This window comes from Lysinibacillus sp. JNUCC 51, from assembly GCF_015999525.1.
GTDB lineage: Bacteria > Bacillota > Bacilli > Bacillales_A > Planococcaceae > Lysinibacillus > Lysinibacillus xylanilyticus.
Genome location: NZ_CP065545.1, coordinates 497,996 through 518,893 on the forward strand (window position 1 = coordinate 497,996; position 20,898 = coordinate 518,893).

General features: G+C 38.2%; 21 protein-coding genes. 7 read left to right on the forward strand and 14 right to left on the reverse strand.

From position 1 onward, the window contains the following. Positions 1 to 950 precede the first annotated feature (950 nt). The 8 genes from JNUCC51_RS02765 to JNUCC51_RS02800 form a co-directional block, all read right to left on the reverse strand. The gene (locus JNUCC51_RS02765) at positions 951 to 2,666 is read right to left on the reverse strand and encodes an FTR1 family iron permease (RefSeq protein WP_337990730.1); all 1,716 of its coding nucleotides are present in this window, start codon (positions 2,664 to 2,666) and stop codon (positions 951 to 953) included. After that, positions 2,641 to 3,900 (reverse strand): iron uptake transporter deferrochelatase/peroxidase subunit, encoded by a 1,260-nt coding sequence (gene efeB / locus JNUCC51_RS02770; RefSeq protein ID WP_337990731.1) that lies wholly within the window; start codon positions 3,898 to 3,900, stop codon positions 2,641 to 2,643. The genes JNUCC51_RS02765 and efeB overlap by 26 nt, the downstream gene beginning before the upstream one ends. 6 nt (positions 3,901 to 3,906) lie before the next feature. Next, positions 3,907 to 4,773: an iron uptake system protein EfeO gene (efeO, locus tag JNUCC51_RS02775; RefSeq protein WP_337990732.1), complete on the reverse strand. Its 867-nt coding sequence runs from the start codon at positions 4,771 to 4,773 to the stop codon at positions 3,907 to 3,909. Between the two features lie 163 nt (positions 4,774 to 4,936). After that, positions 4,937 to 6,136: an MFS transporter gene (locus JNUCC51_RS02780; protein ID WP_337990733.1), complete on the reverse strand. Its 1,200-nt coding sequence runs from the start codon at positions 6,134 to 6,136 to the stop codon at positions 4,937 to 4,939. 12 nt (positions 6,137 to 6,148) lie between these two features. Then, positions 6,149 to 6,568, reverse strand: coding sequence for a MarR family winged helix-turn-helix transcriptional regulator (locus tag JNUCC51_RS02785; protein WP_337990734.1), 420 nt, complete (start codon positions 6,566 to 6,568; stop codon positions 6,149 to 6,151). Between the two features lie 44 nt (positions 6,569 to 6,612). After that, positions 6,613 to 6,870 (reverse strand): hypothetical protein, encoded by a 258-nt coding sequence (locus tag JNUCC51_RS02790; protein ID WP_337990735.1) that lies wholly within the window; start codon positions 6,868 to 6,870, stop codon positions 6,613 to 6,615. A gap of 677 nt (positions 6,871 to 7,547) precedes the next feature. Further along, positions 7,548 to 8,495: a nuclease-related domain-containing protein gene (locus tag JNUCC51_RS02795; RefSeq protein WP_337990736.1), complete on the reverse strand. Its 948-nt coding sequence runs from the start codon at positions 8,493 to 8,495 to the stop codon at positions 7,548 to 7,550. 282 nt (positions 8,496 to 8,777) lie between these two features. Continuing rightward, positions 8,778 to 8,933, reverse strand: a complete 156-nt coding sequence (locus JNUCC51_RS02800) for a hypothetical protein (RefSeq protein WP_337990737.1) — start codon at positions 8,931 to 8,933, stop codon at positions 8,778 to 8,780. Positions 8,934 to 9,002: 69 nt separating this feature from the next. Here JNUCC51_RS02800 and JNUCC51_RS02805 point away from each other — a divergent pair, with 69 nt between their 5' ends. Both JNUCC51_RS02805 and JNUCC51_RS02810 read left to right on the forward strand, forming a co-directional pair. After that, entirely contained in the window at positions 9,003 to 9,236 is a 234-nt protein-coding gene (locus tag JNUCC51_RS02805) for a hypothetical protein (RefSeq protein ID WP_337990738.1), read from the forward strand. Between the two features lie 178 nt (positions 9,237 to 9,414). Continuing rightward, complete coding sequence (locus JNUCC51_RS02810; RefSeq protein ID WP_337990739.1) at positions 9,415 to 9,669, forward strand: hypothetical protein; 255 nt, start codon at positions 9,415 to 9,417, stop codon at positions 9,667 to 9,669. A 380-nt stretch (positions 9,670 to 10,049) separates the two neighbouring features. On the opposite strand, the gene JNUCC51_RS02815 is transcribed toward JNUCC51_RS02810, so the two are convergent. Genes JNUCC51_RS02815 through JNUCC51_RS02830 form a run of 4 tightly spaced genes read right to left on the reverse strand, consistent with a single transcriptional unit; the run spans position 10,050 to position 13,797 of the window. Beyond that, the gene (locus tag JNUCC51_RS02815) at positions 10,050 to 11,057 is read right to left on the reverse strand and encodes a FecCD family ABC transporter permease (protein WP_337990740.1); all 1,008 of its coding nucleotides are present in this window, start codon (positions 11,055 to 11,057) and stop codon (positions 10,050 to 10,052) included. Beyond that, positions 11,050 to 12,051, reverse strand: coding sequence for a FecCD family ABC transporter permease (locus JNUCC51_RS02820; protein ID WP_337990741.1), 1,002 nt, complete (start codon positions 12,049 to 12,051; stop codon positions 11,050 to 11,052). The genes JNUCC51_RS02815 and JNUCC51_RS02820 overlap by 8 nt, the downstream gene beginning before the upstream one ends. 25 nt (positions 12,052 to 12,076) lie before the next feature. Further along, a complete protein-coding gene (locus JNUCC51_RS02825; RefSeq protein ID WP_337990742.1) occupies positions 12,077 to 12,994 on the reverse strand; it encodes an iron-hydroxamate ABC transporter substrate-binding protein in 918 nt (305 codons plus the stop codon). 14 nt (positions 12,995 to 13,008) lie between these two features. After that, positions 13,009 to 13,797, reverse strand: a complete 789-nt coding sequence (locus tag JNUCC51_RS02830) for an ABC transporter ATP-binding protein (protein ID WP_100544342.1) — start codon at positions 13,795 to 13,797, stop codon at positions 13,009 to 13,011. A 148-nt stretch (positions 13,798 to 13,945) separates the two neighbouring features. On the opposite strand from JNUCC51_RS02830, the gene JNUCC51_RS02835 reads away from it, so the two are divergent. Together JNUCC51_RS02835 and JNUCC51_RS02840 are read left to right on the forward strand one after the other, a co-directional pair. Further along, positions 13,946 to 14,986, forward strand: a complete 1,041-nt coding sequence (locus tag JNUCC51_RS02835; protein WP_337990743.1) for an NAD(P)/FAD-dependent oxidoreductase — start codon at positions 13,946 to 13,948, stop codon at positions 14,984 to 14,986. Positions 14,987 to 15,704: 718 nt separating this feature from the next. Beyond that, positions 15,705 to 16,280, forward strand: a complete 576-nt coding sequence (locus JNUCC51_RS02840) for a class I SAM-dependent methyltransferase (protein ID WP_337990744.1) — start codon at positions 15,705 to 15,707, stop codon at positions 16,278 to 16,280. A gap of 163 nt (positions 16,281 to 16,443) precedes the next feature. Here JNUCC51_RS02840 and JNUCC51_RS02845 read toward each other — a convergent pair whose 3' ends face one another. Beyond that, positions 16,444 to 17,031, reverse strand: a complete 588-nt coding sequence (locus tag JNUCC51_RS02845; protein ID WP_337990745.1) for a TetR/AcrR family transcriptional regulator — start codon at positions 17,029 to 17,031, stop codon at positions 16,444 to 16,446. Between the two features lie 21 nt (positions 17,032 to 17,052). Further along, entirely contained in the window at positions 17,053 to 17,760 is a 708-nt protein-coding gene (locus JNUCC51_RS02850; RefSeq protein WP_337990746.1) for an MBL fold metallo-hydrolase, read from the reverse strand. Positions 17,761 to 18,007: 247 nt separating this feature from the next. On the opposite strand from JNUCC51_RS02850, the gene JNUCC51_RS02855 reads away from it, so the two are divergent. The 3 genes from JNUCC51_RS02855 (at position 18,008) to JNUCC51_RS02865 (ending at position 20,872) form a co-directional block, all read left to right on the forward strand. Next, complete coding sequence (locus JNUCC51_RS02855) at positions 18,008 to 19,141, forward strand: DUF418 domain-containing protein (protein ID WP_337990747.1); 1,134 nt, start codon at positions 18,008 to 18,010, stop codon at positions 19,139 to 19,141. Between the two features lie 97 nt (positions 19,142 to 19,238). Next, positions 19,239 to 20,270, forward strand: coding sequence for a sensor histidine kinase (locus JNUCC51_RS02860; protein ID WP_337990748.1), 1,032 nt, complete (start codon positions 19,239 to 19,241; stop codon positions 20,268 to 20,270). Further along, positions 20,267 to 20,872 (forward strand): response regulator transcription factor, encoded by a 606-nt coding sequence (locus JNUCC51_RS02865; protein ID WP_337990749.1) that lies wholly within the window; start codon positions 20,267 to 20,269, stop codon positions 20,870 to 20,872. The genes JNUCC51_RS02860 and JNUCC51_RS02865 overlap by 4 nt, the downstream gene beginning before the upstream one ends. The last annotated feature ends 26 nt before the right edge of the window (positions 20,873 to 20,898 follow it).

Consider the following 20,898-nt stretch of genomic DNA (forward strand, 5'->3'; position numbering starts at 1 on the left):
ATGATAGTTTTATCAATTATGCATTGACATAATTGCGTTCGGAATCGGGAACTGTGCCCTTAATGAAATCAACTAAGGCTTGGTGTCCTTCTGTTATTTATTGGCTCTAACCTCCTTAACTGCTGTCACCTTTCTAGCAATATTGTTTAAATTCGCGGCTGTGTGTCGTTTGAATGCATTAACGACAAAGTAAATCTATCTTTGCTATTTAACCTCATAGCCACTCTCTATCTAGGCTTTCAATTGGGACTATACCGTACAGACGACATTCATCGAATACGGCATGTCGTAAATAGTCGAACTATCCAAAACATATTTCCCCAATACATATATATGTAACCATATTATTATTAATTCACTATTTTTATATTATTTATATTATGTTAATGAATTGTAATAATAGAAAAACACATCTACTAAAGGGAATTTAACGATTTATAACATAATTTTAACATATGAACAAAATTTGACACTCGCCCGATTTACCTAACTATAAAAGAACGGGCTAATTACATTTACGTCAAAAAAATAGTCTCTTAACCAATTACTGGTCAAGAGACTATCTTTCTTACTACTCCTTTATACTTTCTTAAACTAAAAAAGATTTTAGAAATGTTGGAGTGCTGTATCGGGAGATTGATACGTACATTTTGGAAATTGTACATGTCCCTGCTCCACCCACTTTTAAAAGATAAGTGATTATGTGACCCTACATCGCAGCGGTTGTATTCTGCGCGTAAGCAAAGCGTCAGCAGCAATGTTTTATCTGCGCAAAAGCGAAGTGTTAACGAAGCGTCAGCAGCAACAATACGGCTCATCAGACGCCCCAGGAAAGTGCACAGCCAGAACGGAAACTAACCCTACATTTTTCGTAATAGTGTTTCCTTATTGACATAATAGTCTTTCTACAAAATAAAAGGCAGATGAAAAGATATTCATCTGCCCTTCTATTATTTTTGTTTCTTTTTATATATGATCGTAGCTACAACAAGTAAAAGTAAAATCGCTTGTCCTATCATTGTTTCTACAGTTGGATAGAAACCAATGAAGCTAACAACTGGCAAGCCATCAACAATTGTTGTTGAAACTGAATCTCTTAGCTGCAATGTATGCAGACTGACACCAATAATTTTAAATGCCAGCACATAAATTAACACCGTTGCGACAGCGAAAAATTTATGAATTGGAATTTTTCCACTTGCTTTAAATAACACAAATGCAAAAATAGCTAATATTAAAATTGCTACTACGATACCTAGCACAAATTGTGATGTCTCCATTTTAGGTGCAATTCCCGCATAGAAGACAAGTGTTTCTGCCCCTTCACGGAAAACGGAAAGGAAGCTAATAGCTGCCATCGCAAAAACCGAACCACTAGATATTGCATTGCCCATTTGTTTGGAGATATAGCGATTCCAGCTTGTCACACTTGATTTACTATGGAGCCAAATACCAACTCCAATCATCATTGCAGCTGCTAGTAAACCAATATAACCTTCCATTAGCTCTCGACTAGTATCAATTGTCGCAGATTGGAAAAGTGTCGACATTAAAATAGCTGCTACCGCTGATAGTAAGATCCCTACAAATGCACCCACATATATCCATTTGCGCATTGTTTTTTGTCCTGATTTCTCTAAGAACGATGCTAATGCCATAATAATGAGCAGTGCCTCTAAGCCCTCTCGCAGTAAGATTAATGCTGCATCCCACAAAGTATAGTCTGAGTCACCTTGAATCAGTTCAATTTCTGTGCGGAAAGTATCAAGCTTACTTTTAATAGCTTTGGCATCGACGTTAGACTTCAATAGGTCACCAACAATGATCGGCATATCACTTTCAATTTTTGTATAAAGGCTGCCGTTACGCGTTGAAATATCAATCTCTACACTTGGCCATATTTTAATGAAATCTCGAATTTTATCAGAAGCTGCTTTATAATCACCTGCATCGATAAAATCATTCGCATCATCAATATAAGCGACTAAAGTTGCTAAAGAATACTCACCTTCAACAACCTTCGCCGTATCATTACCTGCTACAAAATCCTCAATTGTTTGTTTTAATTCTGCATATTGAGATTGCATTAAGGCTACATCGGGCTTTTCGGAAGCAAGTGAGATCCGAATAAAGGCCATCTGTGTTTCAATTTGGCCGTACATAGCAATGCTTTGCTCACGTACAGGGCGTTCAATTTTTTTCCATTTCGCATTAAAATCCTTATATGCTTCGTCGATTGTAGTTAAATCACCACTTGCTAAAGCATCCTCAAATGCTTTCATAACTGGTTTAAATTTCGTGCCAAATTCTGCTCGCTGCGCTGCTTCATCTACAGGATTCTCAAGCTTTTCTAATGCACGTAAGGCATTTGACAAGTCAGATAGTGCCTTTAAACGTTCATCCTTAGATGTAGCTTCAACTGCTTGCGCAAGAATTTCGTCCACTTTTTCTTTTGCGTCTTTTTGCTCAGATGTGACCGACGCCCAATCTGTAGCAAACTGTTCAAGGGCATGTTTTGCCTCAGCTTCCTTGTCCTGCTTCGTATTCATCAGTGCATCACTAATTGAAATATACAACTGACTATATGATTGCGCTGCCTGCACTGGTACAGCAAGTGCCAATAACAAGCAAACTACTAAACTACAGCGCGTTAAAAAGTGCTTCACCTATATAACTCCCCTTTGATACTCCAGGTAAGCAAGCAAACACTGCGCTGCCTCGATGGGTAATGTACTCATTCATTTTATCCATACGTCCTAAGCTATTTTGGACTGTTGTAAATTGTGCCGGGTCTTTTTGAAAAGAAATAAACAGGAGTCCTGCATCATGCGCACCTGTATTCGTCATAACTCCAGATGCATAAGAGTAAGAACGACGTAAAATACGCGCACCAGATTTACGTGCTAAATGCACATGTGAAGTATCCGGCATAATATACTCACCGTTGCTATCTTTCGCCTCTACATCGAAATCATCGAACTCTTTCTTTTTACCAAAAGGTGCACCACTATCGCGATAACGACCAAAAGTTGCCTCCTGATCTTTTAAAGATGTGCGATCCCATGTTTCAAGATGCATCTGAATTTTACGGGCAACTAAATAAGAGCCGCCTTTTAGCCAACCTTTATCTACCCATACTACTTTATTTAAATCTTTTTCATCGGTATTCGATGGATTTACCGTACCATCCTTAAATGCAAATAAATTTCTAGGTGAGCCCCCGCCAGCTGGGAATGAGTTAAATCCTGCTTGTGACCATTTAATTTCTACCTTTCCAGATGCTGCACGAACTAAATTACGTACTGCGTGGAATGCCACCTGTGGGTCATCCGCACATGCTTGAATACAAAGATCTCCACCAGTAAATTCTTTTTGCAACTGATCCTTTGGGAAATGAGGTAAGTCTTTTAATTCCTCAGGCTTCAAATGCTGGATACCGAGCTTATCAAACAAAGATGGTCCTACACCGATCGTAATCGATAAATTTGAAGCATCTAAGCCATCCGCTTCACCTGTATCTCCTGTTGGCACTCTAGTATTTGTTGTTAAATCTACCATTAATTCACCATTCATTAAACGCACAACAAGAGGTGTCCATTGATTGAACAACTCTTGTAGTTCTTTCTTTGATGTAAATAAAACATCTAAAGAAGCAAAATAAATATTTGTTTGAACTGGTGTAATAATGCCAGATTGATGTTTTCCATAGAAATCAACTTTGTTAACTGCTGTCGTGCTGTCTGCAACAGGCTCAAACACATCATAGCCCATTACTTTCATAACACCACCTAATCCGGAAGCACCGATAGCTACACCAGCTACTCCTATGCCTGTTAACTTTAACATATCACGTCTAGATATTTTTTTATCAATCCATTTTCCATCATTTGACACTGTCATTTATTATCACTCCAAAATAATACCCATTTGACTTAATGGTTCTCCAAGTTGATTTACTGCTGCTGCAAGCGCTTTTGTGTTTTCTTCAGTTAATTCTTTATAAGAAACATATCCGCCATCAGCTGTTGCATGCTTAGCCAATAAATCATCTACTGCTTTGAATTTTTCATCTAATGTTGCTACTAAGTCTTTGTCTTTCGCTTCTAATTTCGGACGTAGTATTTCAAAGATTTTTTCTGCGCCTTCGATGTTAGCTTTAAAGTCGTAAAGGTCAGTATGTGAATAGATTTCTTCTTCACCAGTGATTTTAGATGTTGATACTTCATTTAATAAATCAACCGCACCTGTAATCATTAAATCTGGTGTTACTTCTACAGTTTGAACTAAAGCGTGTAATTCTTTAGCATCTGCTAGTAATTTATCTGCAATTGCCTCGTAGCCTGCAGTTTTATTTTCTACCCAAAGCGCATGTTCAAGCTTATGATAGCCAGTCCATTCTTCTTCGCCCTTACCTTCTTCTTGAATATCAGCTAAACGACCGTCAATACGTGGGTCAAGGTCACCGAAGCTCTCAGCGATTGGCTCTGAACGCTCGAAATACATACGTGCTGGTGCATAGGCTGCTTTTGCTTTTTCGATGTCACCGGCTTTAAATGCGTTCACAAAGTCTGTTGTTTTTATTAGGAATTGATCCATTTGCTCTAACGCAAATTTTTGATAGGCTGTTAATTCAGCGGATAGATCAACTTTTGTAGTATTTTCTGCTTGCTCTGTTGCAGGCTTATCTTCTTTTTTAGCTTCATCTGTATTGCCACAGCCAGTCATAAGAATGCCCCCTGCAACTAATACTGACAATAATGATGTTTTTTTCATGCCAAGTACCTACTTCCGAAATAGTTTATATTGAGAATGATAATGATTATCATCACCGATTGCAAGAAGTATTTTTATTTAAAGAAAAAAACGACATTTTCTAGTTTATAAATTTAAAAAAACTAGTAAAATATCATTTTTTCTACAATATAATGATTCTAAACTATGAAATTTTCGCTTGTTTTTTATATTCATATTTTCCATATAAGAAATAATAAAGCACAATTGACACTAAAATAACAAATACCATTGCGAAGAAAATGGCGCTGTACCCTGAAGTCGGAACGAAGAATCCTAAGAAATAAGGACCAACACCTAAGCCTAAATCATATAAAATAAAATATGTCGATGTCGCAAGTCCTAAACGTTCATTTGGTGTAACCTTAATAGCTATTGCTTGCGCTACTGAATTGAAATTGCCATAACCAATCCCTATGCAAGCAGCAGCTAGTAAAAAGACAACACTACTTGTTGCCGTACTAAAGGCATACATACCGATCGCAAAAATGACTAGACATGGATAAATTATAATGTTCGCACCTCTAGTATCTAGTAATTTCCCTGTAAACGGGCGTGTCGCTAAAATTACAATTGCATATATAATAAAGAAATAACTTCCTGCTGCAACCAAATCAAGCTCTTTAGCGTAAAACGTCATAAATGACATAACCCCTGAGTAGGCAAAGCCAATAACGAGCGCCACAAAAGCAATTGGCAAAGCGCGCATTTCGATAAAATTGCTTAATTTAAAGCCTTTTTTCTCTGCCATTTCTTTGGCCTTCTTCGGTGCATCTGGAACAGATACGATAAAATACATTAAAAAGCAAACAATAGCTAATACGGAATCGACAGCAAAAATCATTCGATAATCTTCAAACAGCTGTGTTAAAAGAATACCTATAAAAGGTCCGATAGCAGTAGCTAAAATAGCACTTAAGCTGTAATACCCAATCCCTTCTCCTCGACGCTCAGGCGGTAAAATTTGTGCAATAATTGTTCCCGTCGCCGTACTTGCCATCCCAAGTGCAATCCCCTGTACTAAACGATTGATCATTAAAAGCGGCAAATTCGTCGCGATAAAATAAGACATCGTTGATAGCATAAACAATAATAATCCACAAAATAATGTTTTTTTGCTACCCCAATCTCCAATAATACGTCCTGTCCCAAGACGACCAAATAAAGTACCAATAATAAAAATACTCGATACAAGCCCTGCCGTACTAGTTGATGCCCCAAAATGCTCAACCGCATAGCCTGCAATTGTAACCATTAATAAATAAAAAATTAATGTAATGGTAAAGTTAATAAGTGAGACGATTAAAAAGTCCTTGGTCCAAAGTTTTTGTCTAGATGCTTCCACTTTTTTTCTCTCCTACCGATTGATGTTTGCACAAATGTTCGCTAAAACTTGTGTCGCAATTTCAATTTCTTGCTTTGATACCCCTACGAGTGCCTGTTCAAAAAATGGCTTTAACTGTGCCTGAATTTCTTGCACAATCTCTTCACCATTAGCCGTTAATTGCACAAGCTTCTCACGCTTATCCCTACCAGCTACCGTTTCTACATAGCCAAGCTCCACAAGCTTTTGCACAAGCCTTGTCACACTCGGCTTTTCAATAAACATAAAATTCGCAATGTCAACAAATGTATGTGGTCCTTTATCCTTCAATAATCGAAGAAGTGCCCATTGAGAACTAAATAACTGATATTCCTCTAGCAGCACATTTACTTGATTGATAAACGGTCTGTACATTAAGCGGTACTGATTAAAAAATTCTTGTTCAATCGTCAAAGTTACCACTCCTTTTATATTAGTTAGCCTAGCTAACTATACGCTTATAAATTGTATTTGTCTAGTAGGAAATAAGCGAGAAGTCCTGCGTTTTGAACTGTCTTTCCGGCGGGGTCAGGGTTCTTTCCATCGATGTCGAAGTTCTTTCCGTCGATGAGGCCTAGTTTTCCGTCGCCGCTAATTCTATCCGTCCCTCTGAAATAGACATCCTTCGTTGCAGGGGTTCTTTCCGTCGGTTGGGCCGGACTTTCCGGCGCCGCAAATTTTATCCGTCGTTCTGAAATAGACTTCCGTCGTTGCAAGGGTTCTTTCCGCCGCTCTATGACTTCTTTCCGTCAGTTGGGCCTTGCTTTCCGTCGCCGCTAATTTTATCCGTCGTTCTGAAATAGACTTCCGTCGTTGCAGGGGTTCTTTCCGCCGCTCTATGACTTCTTTCTGTCGGTTGGGCCTTGCTTTCCGTTGCCGATAATTTTATCCGTCCCTCTGAGATAGACTTCCGTCGTTGCAGGGGTTCTTTCCGTCGCTCTAATACTTCTTTCCGTCGGTTGGGCCGGACTTTCCAGCGCCGCTAATTTTATACATCGCTCTGAGATAGACTTCCGTCGTTGCAGTGGTTCTTTCTGTCACTCTAATACTTCTTTCCGTCGGTTGGGCCTTGCTTTCCGTCGCCGCTAATTTTATCCGTCGTTCTGAGATAGACATCCTTCGTTGCAGGGGTTCTTTCCGCCGCTCTATGACTTCTTTCCGTCGGTTGGGCCGGACTTTCCAGCGCCGCTAATTTTATCCGTCCCTCTGAGATAGACTTCCGTCGTTGCAGGGGTTCTTTCCGTCGCTCTAATACTTCTTTCCGTCGGTTGGGCCTTGCTTTCCGTCGCCGCTAATTTTATACAACACCTTGAGGGTTCTTTTCGTTGATGTCTTGGTTCAATCCATTTACAACATAAATAGTAAAAATTCAGACCGCTTGAATTTTTGCTCTTTAATTTCCAATTAAATACTTCCTATTACTTTTAGTTCCCTCAGCTTTCAACGGTAACTTTCGTAATAATTTATAAGCTGTGTTCGGCGAATCTATTTTAAAAAACTCACAAAAACTTTTATTTGTTAACGCTTTGCCTACTAGTAATCGATAATCTTCAAGCGTTCTAAAAATTGCCTCTTGATCAACTGTTCCGCAGCGTTGACAATACCATCTTGGGTAACGATAGATCATGGTCTGTCCATTTAAACAACTTTCACATAGCACACCTTTTACTATATCCTGAACAGGCATTGCCATTTCTCTTTTGATTGGCCTATGAATGGACAATAATTTAGAAGCAAATTGAAAGAGCTTTTCCTCATCCATCGCCTCCTCTTTATGCTGCTGAAATAATTCTCTAACGTAATATCGCAGACCTGAAACATGAAAAATTGGTTGCCCCCTTAAACTCTTTGATAAAATAGCATTTTTCGTTGCAAAAACGACTGCATAATGAACGGGAATCTCAAGCCGGGACTGTTGTAACATAACCATCATCCACTCCATATGTCGCCTTCCTTGATGAAGTGGATTAGTCATTCCCTCTACATCTCCTTCTGCTGTTGTTCTTGTAAATTGATTAAAGGATTCATCATAATCTAGAAAGCCTGTTACATTTTTAATTTCGAGTATCAATATAAATTGAGGACATAGTAAAACGGTGTCTATTTGATGTGTAGTACCAAAGTGATTGAGTATTTGTAAATTATGAAGAAAATAATGCGGATGAGGTAAAATAATTTCAAGCCATTCGGCATCTACTCTTTGCTCCCCAGCAAAGCCTGCGTGTATACGCCTCAACTTCTCAAAATAGTTCATGTATTCAGTATGTGTACTAGGTAATCTTCGTATTAAAGCTTCTAAAATTTTGTGTTGCTCCGATTCCTGACGATCTAATAAAATCATTTTCTCATCACCTCCTATGACTATTTTATAAAAAAAGAACCTCATTAAAAGAGGTTCCAAAAAACTTGAAATGCCTATAGTACAAATTAAATTTTTCACCAACATTTTTAGATAGAAAGAACGGAAAAATTCCCACGATTCAGCTCTTGTTAGTATTTTTTTGCTCACTTTCCGTCGGTGGCCATATTCTTTCCGTCGCTCTAAAATTTCTATCCGTCGGTTGGGCCTCGCTTTCCAGCGCCGCTAATTTTATCCGTCACTTCGGCATTTCTTTCCGTCGCTCTAAGACTTCGATCCGTCGATGGGCCCTCGCTTTCCGTCGCCGCTAATTTCATCCGTCACTTCAGCATTTCTTTCCGTCGATATCGTAGTTCTTTCCGTCGCTCTATGACTTCGATCCGTCGATGGGCCCTCGCTTTCCGTCGCCGCTAATTTCATCCGTCACTTCAGCATTTCTTTCCGTCGATATCGTAGTTCTTTCCGTCGCTCTATGACTTCGATCCGTCGATGGGCCCTCGCTTTCCGTCGCCGCTAATTTCATCCGTCGCTTTGGCATTTCTTTCCGTCGATATTGTAGTTCTTTCCGTCGCTCTGAGACTTCTATCCGTCGATGGGCCCTCGCTTTCCGTCGCCGCTAATTTCATCCGTCACTTCAGCATTTCTTTCCGTCGATATCGTAGTTCTTTCCGTCGCTCTATGACTTCTATCCGTCGATGGGCCCTCGCTTTCCGTCGCCGCTAATTTCATCCGTCGCTTTGGCATTTCTTTCCGTCGATATTGTAGTTCTTTCCGTCGCTCTATGACTTCTATCCGTCGATGGGCCCTCGCTTTCCGTCGCCGCTAATTTCATCCGCCACTTCAGCATTTCTTTCCGTCGATATCGTAGTTCTTTCCGTCGCTCTAAGACTTCTATCCGTCGATGGGCCCTCGCTTTCCGTCGCCGCTAATTTCATCCGCCACTTCAGCATTTCTTTCCGTCGATATCGTAGTTCTTTCCGTCGCTCTAAGACTTCGATCCGTCGATGGGCCCTCGCTTTCCGTCGCCGCTAATTTCATCCGTCGCTTTGGCATTTCTTTCCGTCGATATTGTAGTTCTTTCCGTCGCTCTGAGGCTTTTATCCGTCGCTCTGAGGCTTTTATCCGTCGGTCTGCCCTCGCTTTCCGTCGCCGCTAATTTCATCCGTCACTTCAGCATTTCTTTCCGTCGATATCGTAGTTCTTTCCGTCACTCTGAGACTTCTATCCGTCGATGGGCCCTCGCTTTCCGTCGCCGCTAATTTCATCCGTCGCTTCGGCAGTTCTTTCCGTCAATGTCGAAGTTCTTTCCGTCGCTCTATGTCTTCGATCCGTCGATGAGGTCTAGTTTTCCGTCGCCGCTAATTCTATCCGTCCCTCTGAGATAGACATCCGTCGTTGCAGGGGTTCCTTCCGTCGATATCGGAGTCCCTTCCGTCGCGCTAATTTTATCCTTCTCCATGGAATTACTCTCCTTTGATGTGACCTCGCTTACCGAAAAGCATTTCAACACAAAAACAACTGAACAGCCTAAGCCATTCAGTCGTTTTTTCGTAGTAAATATAAAAAATAGGGTGCGCCGATACATGCTACTACTATACCTGCTGGCACTGTCGCACTTGAAATTGCTACGCGGCCTATAGTATCCGCTAGCATTAGTAGGCTTGCACCGATAAATAATGTGAGTGGTAAAAAGAATTGGAAGCGTGGTCCGACAAGCTGCTTTGCAATATGTGGTGCCATAAGACCGATAAAGGCAATGCCTCCTGTAACCGATACAGCTGCTGCAGCTAATGCTACAGAGACAACTAATAGTTGCAAACGCTCTCGTTCGATATTTAAGCCTAAGCCAACCGCCGTTTGTTCTGTCATCGCCAGTACATTTAACACATTTGCTTTATAAAAAATAAATGGAATGCCTAGCACAAGCCAAGGCAATAAAGCCCAGAAAAATGGCCAATCTGTTCCCCAAATATTGCCCGCTAGCCATTGCGAAATAAATTGCACATCGCTACGCTCAGCTGAGGAAATTATCATTATCATTAAACCCGATAAAGCAGATGCTACACCTACTCCGACTAAAATGAGCTGGACCGGTTGTACACCTTGATTGCGCTTATACGAGAAAAAGTAAATGCAGAATGCCGTTAATAGAGCGCTACAAAATCCTACGAGTGGTAACACATACGCAAAGTTAGGTAGATCTCCATTAACAAGGAGATAAAAAAGCGTAATACCAACACCTGCACCCGCGTTAATCCCAATAATACCAGGGTCGGCTAAGTCATTACGGGTCACTCCCTGCAAAACGGCACCAGCTAATGCTAATGCCATCCCTGCAGCTGCTAGCACAAACAATCTCGGTAAACGAACTGAGAACAATACGAATGATTCTTTGAAGCTACCGTCTCCCATTAAAATCGGTATTATTCGATCAATTGAAACCGAAGCTGCTCCCATTGAAATACCCATAACAAAAATAATTACTGTTAATAGTATCCAAGCCATTAACCATCTACGTTGTTTTTTTCGTCCTACATTAAACAATCTGGCGACCTCCCTTGCGAACAAGAAGTAAGAAGAATGGAAGGCCGATAATTGAAATAATTGCAACTACCGGTGTCTCATATGGAGCATTAATCACTCTACCTGCAAAATCCGCAGTCACCATAAACCATCCACCGATAATAGCACTCATCGGTAAGACAAATCGATAGTCTGTCCCTACAATTGCTCGGACAATATGCGGCACCATTAGCCCAACAAACGCTAAATTACCTACTAGCGCTACTGCAGAGCCTGCAAGAATGACAACTACAAACATCATAATGCCTTTAATGATTGCTGTGTTTTGTCCTAATCCAACAGCTACTTCTTCATTTAAACTTAAAATAGTTAGCTGACGACTAAATACAAAAGCTATCACTAATCCTATTAAAATAACAGGAGCAATTATTAAAGCTTGCCATGTAGTGCCAATTAAACCGCCACTCGTCCACATCGAAACATCTTTTGAAATTTTAAATAATATTCCCGTACCATCAGCTATTGCCTGTAATAACGCGGATACAGCTGCCCCGGCCAATACTAATTTTAATGGAGAAAAGCCATTCTTTGTTGATGCGCCAATACCATAGACAACAATCATCCCTACACCTGCACCTATGAAACATGCAAAAATAAGCGTATAATACGACGTATTTGGGATAAATGCCATCGTTAATGCAAGTGCCGCATTTGCACCTGCTGTGAGGCCAAGAAGTCCCGGATCTGCTAATGGGTTTCTAGTAACCCCTTGCATAATTGCCCCAGCAACTGCGAGTGCACTACCTACAAAAATAGCAGCAATAATGCGAGGAAATCGAATTTCACGTAAAATAGAATAATGCTTTCCACCGTCTTGTCCGACAATCGCTTGATAGACATCTTCAATACTTGTATTTGCCGCGCCGACACAAAGTGAGATCGTAACTGTCACCGCTAATAAGATCAGTGCAAGCAATACTTGAAGCCAAAATGGGAAATGTCGAAACTTTGTCATTTGCCTTCGCTACTCTCTACTGAAATTATTGTAAAAATTTCTTTTCAAAGAAATCTAGTTGATAATCTAAAGTGATTGGGTCATTAAAGTAAAATTCGTTGCCATTCACTTCAAATAAATGACCATTCTTCACCGCTTCTAAATCCTTAAACCACGCAGCATTTTTGATGGCGCTATCTTCACCTTTAAACGTACTAAAAATCACATAGTTACCTGCATATTCATTTAATACTTCTGAAGAAATTGCAAAATAACCTGGTTTTAAAGCATCTTGTTTTACTTTTTCAGGCATTTTCAAGCCCATTTCTTGATATAAAATTTCTGTTCCTCGACCCCAGTTATCCCCATACACATACATTTGTTTATTAAACATTTCTGCGACAGTAACCGTTGCATCTTCACCGATTTTTTCTTTAATTTTTGTGCCCGTCTTTGCAGCACGTTCTTTAAAATCTTTTACCCAATCAGTTGCTTCTTTTTCTTTATTCACAACTTTACCGATTTCAATAAATTGCTGTAAGTAATCAACTTTACCATAAGTAAATAATACAGTTGGTGCGATTTCTGCTAATTTATCTGCATTTTCAATACCATTTAAACCAATAATCAAATCTGGATCAAGCTCGATAATTTTTTCGATATCCGTATTCTCAACAACCACTGCATCTTTAATTTCATCTTGGAAGTTTGGATTATCTTCAGACCATGAATCAATACCAACAACATTAACGCCAAGCTTTAGTAAATCCCCAACAAATGAAGATAACACCACTACACGTTTTGGGTTAGCTGGTACTTCAATAGGACCTGATTCTGATTGATACGTAATCGTTTCTGCAGATGCTTTATCTTTTGAGCCCTCATCCGCCTTATCTTCTTTATTGCCGCACGCTGCAAGCACTAGTACGACCATCATAAACATTGGTAATAGCCACTTTTTCATAAATAAATCTCCTTTTACACTGTTTGTAGTAAGTTATATGTAATACACATTGGCTTATCTGTACGTGGATCCTTACCAATGACTGCATCAATATTAAACACTTTTTCTAATACTTCAGGTACCATTACTTCCTCAGCAGTACCGAACTTCACAAGCTCTCCTTTTGACAGCGCAACAATAAAGTCTGAAAAACGTGCTGCCTGATTTAAATCATGTAGCACCATGACAATTGTGCGTCCCTCTTCTTCATTAAGCTTATTAAGTAATTCTAAAACTTCTAATTGATGCGCCATATCTAAATAAGTTGTTGGTTCATCTAAAAAAATAATATCGGTCTCTTGCGCTAATGCCATTGCAATCCACACACGCTGACGCTGTCCACCTGATAAGGCATCAACTGTGTTCTGACGAAAGTCATCCGTTTTAGTTACCTTTAAGGCCCAGTCAATCATTTCTTTATCCTTTTGCGATAAATTACCGAAACCTTTTTGATATGGAAATCGACCGTAGGATACAAGCTCTTCCACTGTTAAACCATGTGCACTTTCCGGACTTTGTGGTAATATGGCAAGCTCTTTCGCTAATTCTTTCGTGTTCATCTCGGAAATATTTTGACCATCTAATATGACTTGTCCACTCTTATGCTTCAAAATCCTTGTAATAGCCTTTAAAAGTGTTGATTTACCACAGCCATTGGAACCAATAATGGTCGTTATTTTACCGTCCGGAATTTGTAGCGATAAATCATGCACAATCGTTTTGTCCTCGTAGCCGATACGAATCGATTCAACTTGTAAACGCACAACATAACCTCTCTTTCCTTTTACTTCTTTTCATGCTATGATAACGATTATTCGATAATGATAATCATTATCACTTAATTTAGTCTAGTTTTCCTATTAAGTTTTGTCAAACACTTTTTTATTATTTTTTAAGGATGTGGCGATATAAATGCAACATATATACGATGTAACAATTATTGGTGGTGGCCCTGCAGGCCTATATAGTGCCTTTTATAGTGGTTTACGAGGATTGAAAACGAAGTTAATTGAGAGTCAACAACAGCTTGGCGGTAAAGTTTTACTTTATCCAGAAAAGCTAATTTGGGATATTGGTGGTCACCCTCCAGTATTAGGCGAACAATTTGTAAAACAGTTAATTGCGCAGGCAAAAACTTTTGATCCAACCATTTTAACAGGGACAAAAGTCGATTTTATCGAGCGCCAAGATGATATTTTTATTCTACATACTGCACAAGGTGATAAACATTACTCTAAAACCGTTCTTTTAGCAGTTGGTGGTGGTATTATTAACCCTCAAAAACTTTCACTAGAAGGTGCAGAAAAATATGAAATGACTAATTTACACTATACCGTACAGTCTTATCGACACTTTGTGGACAAGGAAATTATTATTTCAGGAGGCGGAAATGCGGCTCTTGACTGGGCAGTTGAACTTAGTCCTATCGCTAAAAACGTAACTGTAGTTTATCGTAAAGATAAATTATCTGCCCATGAAGCAACAATTCAAGAGGCTATAGATGCTGGAGTAAACATTGAATGCCATACAACTATTTCTAAATTGACCGCTAATGCTGACAAAACGGCAATTCAATTAGTGACGTGTGAAAACTCAAAAACAAAGCAAAGCTATACCCGTCAAATTGATGAAGTAATTGTTAGTCATGGTTATAACCGTGAGGCATCATTAGAGTTAGATCAAGCGATTACCGTTCCTAAAAAAGATGATTACTATTTCGAAGGGAAAGCCACGGGAGAAACTGAGCAGCCTGGTATTTTTGCAGCAGGTGATATTTTATCATTTGAAGGAAAAATTCATCTCCTTCTAGGTACTTTCCAAGATGCAGCCAATGCTGTGAACTCTATCAAAACTTATTTAGAGCCTACTGCCTACCGCCACGGGGTCGTGTCATCACATAATGAAGTATTTAAAGAGAAAAATCGCTCTATTATTGAAAAGCAACTTAAATAAGCATTAATATGATTTATCAATCACAATAGCCCCTCTTAAGAGAAATTACTCTTAAGAGGGGTTCTAATTATTCTCAAGCCTTTCCTGCTTTATAAAGGCGGTCTAAAAAGATCCATCTACCTAAAGAAATTTATTAATGCTCCCATCTGCCTTAACATACCAAATCCATTTGTTATTGTTCCCGCATGGCTCATAATTGTATTTAAATGCTGTGGCAATCTTCCAAATCTAGAAGGTTGGGGCTGTTGATTAGGGTAAAAGAAAGGTGGCACTCTTCTACCTTGCATAGGAGGGCCAAAACCTTGTCTATTTCTTGGTGGGAATGGTGGTCTCATTCTAGGATTAGGCGGATAAAATGGCATCAATTCACCCCCTATCAAATATCTTTTTTCTAGTATACGTCTGTATTTTTTTATTGTTTAGACTATCGAATAAGGTGCTAAAAAAATATATAGATATGTATTGTAAAAATGTCGAAGCCCAAATTATTTATTAATCTCCCCCCCTTTTTTGTAAAGGTTCTTCATGACAACTCAGGAACCATAGTATTTTTAATTTCATATTATACAAAAATACGAATAAAGAAGGGATTCCGATTCAAAATTCAAAATACCTAGAATTTCTGTCCAAATTTGGCGTTGGCGGTGCGCATCCTGGTGGTATTAATCTAACAAAGGAAATATTCAAGGCAGAGAACATTAACGAAAACTCCTACATTTTGGATGTAGGGTGTGGTACAGGCCAAACCTCTGCCTATTTGGCAGAGACATATAAAGCAAAAGTAACAGGTATTGATATAAATTCTGAAATGGTCGCAAAAGCTAAAAGGAGAATGAAAAAAAATCACTTACCCGTAAAAATAATGCAATGCTCTATAGAACAAGTACCATTACCTGATCATACATTTGATTTTATTATTTCTGAATCTGTTCTTTCTTTTGTCAATAAACCTAATGCCCTAAAAGAAATTTTTCGTTTATTAAAGAAAGGCGGTCGGTTTATTGCCATTGAATTTACTATTAATCAACCACTTGAAGAAAAAAATGAAGAGGAAATCATACAGTTTTATGGATTTGATTCTTGTTTAATGAAAAAGGATTGGATAGCTTTGTTTAATCAGGCTAGTTTTAAAAATATTCATATACAAAAAAATAACTCAATCTTCTCAATCCCTGAGCTTCAACATTCAAAGGATATTGCACCTGAACTTTATGAGGTAATGGATAAACATTTCGATATGAACTTAAAATATGAAGGCATTTTAGACTATAGAATATATTCATGTACTAAATAGTGTGGGAGGTTATTCAAAAAGAGCAGAAGAATCGTTCAACGACAAAGCTCCTACTCCAACATCTATAGCGGGAAATTAATCCTCTGTGGCATTTCCCGCTTCTTCTTATTTTTTGCCCCTCACTCAATAATAATCCTTTTAAAAAGGATCAAAATTTCTTCCTTTACATATATTTATCTTCATTAATCATCACTGCATGAATGCCCTCAATGAAGGTATTGATTAGGATTGTAAAGCTTTTATTGATATCAAGGGGCATCCCAAATCCCCCCATTTGTTCAATAGAAGTGAATCCATGTAAAATACTTCGTAATCCTCTGACCATATGAATCGCAATTTCTTCTTGCAAATTATAGGCATCTAGCACTTGAAGTACAAGTTGCACGACAGCTTCTTGAGCATGCTGTAGTTCTTGATCGTTAGAATCTGGAAAGCGAGTACTAGCATCATACAGCCCCGGATGCTCTCTAACAAATTGAATATATGCTTGACTAATTGCACGAATGGCCTCATCGCCTGAACGTCCCACTGCAGCTTGAAGCATATATTCATTTAGTTTCTTTACTCCCTGTATGGCTAACATCTGCTTTAATTCATTTAACCCTTCAAGATGGTTATATAAGGAAGGTGGTCGGATTTCCAATTTTTCGGCTAATAGTCCAATTGAAAGTTGGTCCAATCCTTGTTCATCAACTAGCTCCGTTGCCTTTTGTAAAATAATTGATAAATCTATTTTCATTCGACGTGTCATTTTTATCACTTCCTATTTTGATTATCTAAAATTTTTTTCTGCTGCTGCTATCGCTATGTTCAAAAGTTCCTGGGGTTGCCTCAACATCTTTCCGTGCCCAACAGCAAGTAAGCTTGGTTTTAAATCCCTTAATTTTATTGCGCTTTTTAGAGCTGTGCTTTTATCCCATGTTGCTAGAGCAGGAAATGGAAACAACGGATTCATCACTCCCGTTACTATTAGTTTTCCTCTAGTTACAAGGGCATCACCAGCGATTAAACTTCTATTGCGCGTGTCAAAAAGAGTGATGGAACCGGGTGTATGACCTGGGGTTGCAATCACTTCTAATGAACCAACACGATCTCCTTCTTCAAGTAATAAGTCCGGTTTAGTTTTAATATTTTTTGGAATACCTCCCCGAATGGGTGTGTTTTTTTCATTTGGAAGTAATGCACTATTCCCTTCCAATAACAATGCATCTCTTGAAGAAATGCACACCTGACTATCTGGTAATAATTCCTTTAACGTGTCTAACGCTCCTATATGATCACTATGTGCGTGAGTAATGATGATTTTCGTAATCGGTTTACCAATACTTTCAGCCGCTTTTATTATACTTTTTGCACTATATGGTAGTGCTGCATCGATAAGTGTAAGCTCGCTTTCTTCCTCGACAAAATAACAATTAACAGGAAAAATCCTTGGCATAAATGACAATTGAAACACGGTACCAATCTTCGTGATTTTCATTCAAAATCAAATCCCCTTCACAAACTAATTATATTCATATTTTAACTAATCGAATTAGTTTTCACAATATTTAAATTTAAAATAAATAGGCACGATTTATGGTAATGGCCTTTTACGCTAAATCATTGCTAATTTGATACACCATAAAATGACACCTGTCATAAAGAACCTTTGACTGGTGTGAATATGTTTTTTCCTTTCGTTTTCTTATCATTATTGTAAGAAAACAAAGAAAGAGTGATTTTATATGAAGGTACAACAAAGATTACCGTTAATCGATATGTTACGAGGCTTTGCCGTATTAGGGACACTTGGCACAAATATTTGGATTTTTGCTTATCTTGGAGATATTTCGTATATCACAACGAGTAGTTATTCAGGTTGGTGGTCATTGAACGATTTTTTACGAATGGCAGTCCTATTTTTAGTAAACGGTAAACTCCTTGGTTTATTAACAATAATGTTTGGTGTAGGTCTAGAATTAAAATATCAACAAGCCTTGCGAAAAGGAAACGCTTGGCCTGGAATGTACATTTGGACAATAGTCTTTTTATTTATGGAAGGTCTTATCCACTTCACCTTAGTCATGGAATATGATATTTTAATGAGCTATGCTGTGACAGCCGTCATCGTTGCCTTTATCGTTAAATTTGGTGATAAAGCAATTAAACGAGCTTTATACATTTTTGGTAGTTTCCATGCACTAATGATTCTAATAATTTTAGTCGGCACATTGCAGGGTGCTGCCAATGTTTCCCTTGCTGGACTCGATCCAGTCGTTAATCTTTATGAAAATGGCACTTGGTTTGAGCAAATACAATATCGTTTAACACATTTTCTTTATTATAGAACGGAAGCTATTTTTATTATTCCAATGAATATCTTTTTATTTTTACTAGGTGTTAAGCTGATGAGAAATGGTGTATTTTCGCAAGATGACAAAGGACGTCAGGCGCGTCAAAAACTATTCAAAATCGGTATTTTTATTGGGGTGCCTTTAAATCTCCTAATCTTTATTCCTGGAGGAGCATTTGATTTACCTGTTCGTTATTTATTCGCACCAATTCTATCTATTGGTTATATTGGTATATTAGGTAAAATGGTAGAATATAAGAAGCTTGATTGGGTATGGAAGAGATTTGGCGAGATTGGGAAAATGTCTTTAAGTTGCTATGTACTTCAAAATGTTATTTCTTCTATTATTTTCTATGGCTGGGGCTTAGGTTTGGGTGGAAAATTGAATAGTATTGAAGTTATCAGTATTTGGCTAACCCTCTCCCTTCTACAACTTTTCATTGCGCATATTTGTATCAAGCATTTTCATGTTGGACCAATGGAATGGATTCGGAAACATGCCATTCAAAGTGTCACGCAGAAATAATCGACAAGGGTTGGTGTGAAATATAAAGATTTATCCAAGAGACCAGGCAAAGCGCTATTTAATTATCGATGTTGTATCACTAGTTTTTTTATTTACAATGGTATTAAGTTCGAACTCTCCAATACCGTTAATAGCTAAATTAATTATCCTTATGCTATTTTTAGCAGCCTTATATATTGCTTTATGGTTTAAAGATTGGCGTTTATTGCTAGCTTCTTTACTAGGCTTTACGCTTATTATCATACTGGGTATTTATGAAGGATCTACTATGTTATTATTTGGATTTACATTTGCTGATTTAATTGGGAGAGCTAAAAAGAAATGGCATATTGCTATAGGAATGATTGCCATTGCCTTTATGTTTTTTATAGTTATTTGGTTTGAATCAGGAGCCTCGTTCAAATTACAATCCCAAGCAATAATACCTATTATGATCATTCAGCTATTATTTCCAATGCTAATTTACTACGTAGAAAAGTCCAAAAAATTACAATCGGAATTAACAGTGGTAAATACCCAGCTTGTTCAGCAAGAAGAAAGACAGCGTATTGCGAGAGACCTCCACGATACACTTGGTCATACATTGACAATGATTAAAATAAAAAGCGAACTAACATCAAAATTAGTCGATAAAGATACAACGCGTGTTAAGGATGAGCTAAATGATATTTTAGCAACAACACGAACAGCACTAAAACAAGTAAGAGAATTAGTCTCCGATATGAATTTTATTTCGTTAGAAAGTGAGCTTATTCATTGTAAGCAGCATTTACAAACAGCAGATATTTCAATAAAAATAAGAAATAATTGTCCAAAGCTTCTGCTAGCTAGTGTAGAAGAAACGATGCTTTCCCTATGTCTTCGGGAAGCAACCACAAATATTATTAAACATAGTCAAGCAAAAAAATGCCAAATAGATATCAACTATATAAATGGAGTTTTAAGGATAAACGTTGCCGACGATGGTGTCGGCTTACATAACCAAGGACATGGGAATGGACTATCATCGATGAAAGAAAGAATGAAAGCCCTTCAAGGAAATGCTTCCATTGACAACTTACCGAATGGCGGAACGATTGTGACATTAACAATGCCTATTCAACACTATAAAAAGGAGTCAACTACATGATACGAGTATTAATAGCAGAGGATCAACAAATGTTACGTGGCGCCTTAACTTCCTTATTGTCGTTTGAGCCCGATATAAATGTAATCGCAGAAGTTTCAGATGGCCAAAAAGCATGGGAATATATTCAACAAGAACTACCCGATGTTTGTGTATTGGACATCGAAATGCCTCATCTTTCTGGTCTTGAGCTTGCTGAAAAAATTAGACAGGCAAATTTACCGTGCAAGGTGATGATTGTCACTACTTTCGCACGGCCTGGTTATTTACAAAAAGCGATGGATTGTGAGGTACATGGTTATTTATTAAAAGATGAACCGATCGACTATTTAATCGAAACAATTAGAACAGTGATGAATGGTGAGAAGGTCGTCAGCAGAGATTTAGCTGCTACGTTGTTTATGAAAGAACAGAATCCACTTAATGAACGTGAAATTGCTGTTTTGCAGCTTGTAAAAGAAGGACTCACAACTAATGAGATTAGTAAAAAGTTATTTTTAACGAAAGGTACTATTCGAAACTATTTATCAACCTCTATTCAAAAACTCCATGTCGAGTCTAGACAACAAGCTGCTCAAGTTGCCAGTGAAAAAGGTTGGCTCTAGAAAAAGAAAAGCGATACTGCATTCCT

Excerpts from the sequence above, each read along its gene's own strand:
- JNUCC51_RS02850 (WP_337990746.1), bottom strand. The coding sequence starts at position 17,760 with ATGAAAATCACGAAGATTGGTACCGTGTTTCAATTGTCATTTATGCCA.
- JNUCC51_RS02800 (WP_337990737.1), bottom strand. The coding sequence starts at position 8,933 with ATGAAATTAGCGGCGACGGAAAGCGAGGGCCCATCGACGGATCGAAGT.
- JNUCC51_RS02810 (WP_337990739.1), top strand. The coding sequence starts at position 9,415 with ATGGGCCCTCGCTTTCCGTCGCCGCTAATTTCATCCGCCACTTCAGCA.
- JNUCC51_RS02835 (WP_337990743.1), top strand. The coding sequence starts at position 13,946 with ATGCAACATATATACGATGTAACAATTATTGGTGGTGGCCCTGCAGGC.
- JNUCC51_RS02805 (WP_337990738.1), top strand. The coding sequence starts at position 9,003 with ATGGGCCCTCGCTTTCCGTCGCCGCTAATTTCATCCGTCGCTTTGGCA.
- JNUCC51_RS02795 (WP_337990736.1), bottom strand. The coding sequence starts at position 8,495 with ATGATTTTATTAGATCGTCAGGAATCGGAGCAACACAAAATTTTAGAA.
- JNUCC51_RS02845 (WP_337990745.1), bottom strand. The coding sequence starts at position 17,031 with ATGACACGTCGAATGAAAATAGATTTATCAATTATTTTACAAAAGGCA.
- JNUCC51_RS02820 (WP_337990741.1), bottom strand. The coding sequence starts at position 12,051 with ATGACAAAGTTTCGACATTTCCCATTTTGGCTTCAAGTATTGCTTGCA.
- JNUCC51_RS02865 (WP_337990749.1), top strand. The coding sequence starts at position 20,267 with ATGATACGAGTATTAATAGCAGAGGATCAACAAATGTTACGTGGCGCC.
- efeO (WP_337990732.1), bottom strand. The coding sequence starts at position 4,773 with ATGAAAAAAACATCATTATTGTCAGTATTAGTTGCAGGGGGCATTCTT.
- JNUCC51_RS02855 (WP_337990747.1), top strand. The coding sequence starts at position 18,008 with ATGAAGGTACAACAAAGATTACCGTTAATCGATATGTTACGAGGCTTT.
- JNUCC51_RS02825 (WP_337990742.1), bottom strand. The coding sequence starts at position 12,994 with ATGAAAAAGTGGCTATTACCAATGTTTATGATGGTCGTACTAGTGCTT.
- JNUCC51_RS02860 (WP_337990748.1), top strand. The coding sequence starts at position 19,239 with ATGGTATTAAGTTCGAACTCTCCAATACCGTTAATAGCTAAATTAATT.
- efeB (WP_337990731.1), bottom strand. The coding sequence starts at position 3,900 with ATGACAGTGTCAAATGATGGAAAATGGATTGATAAAAAAATATCTAGA.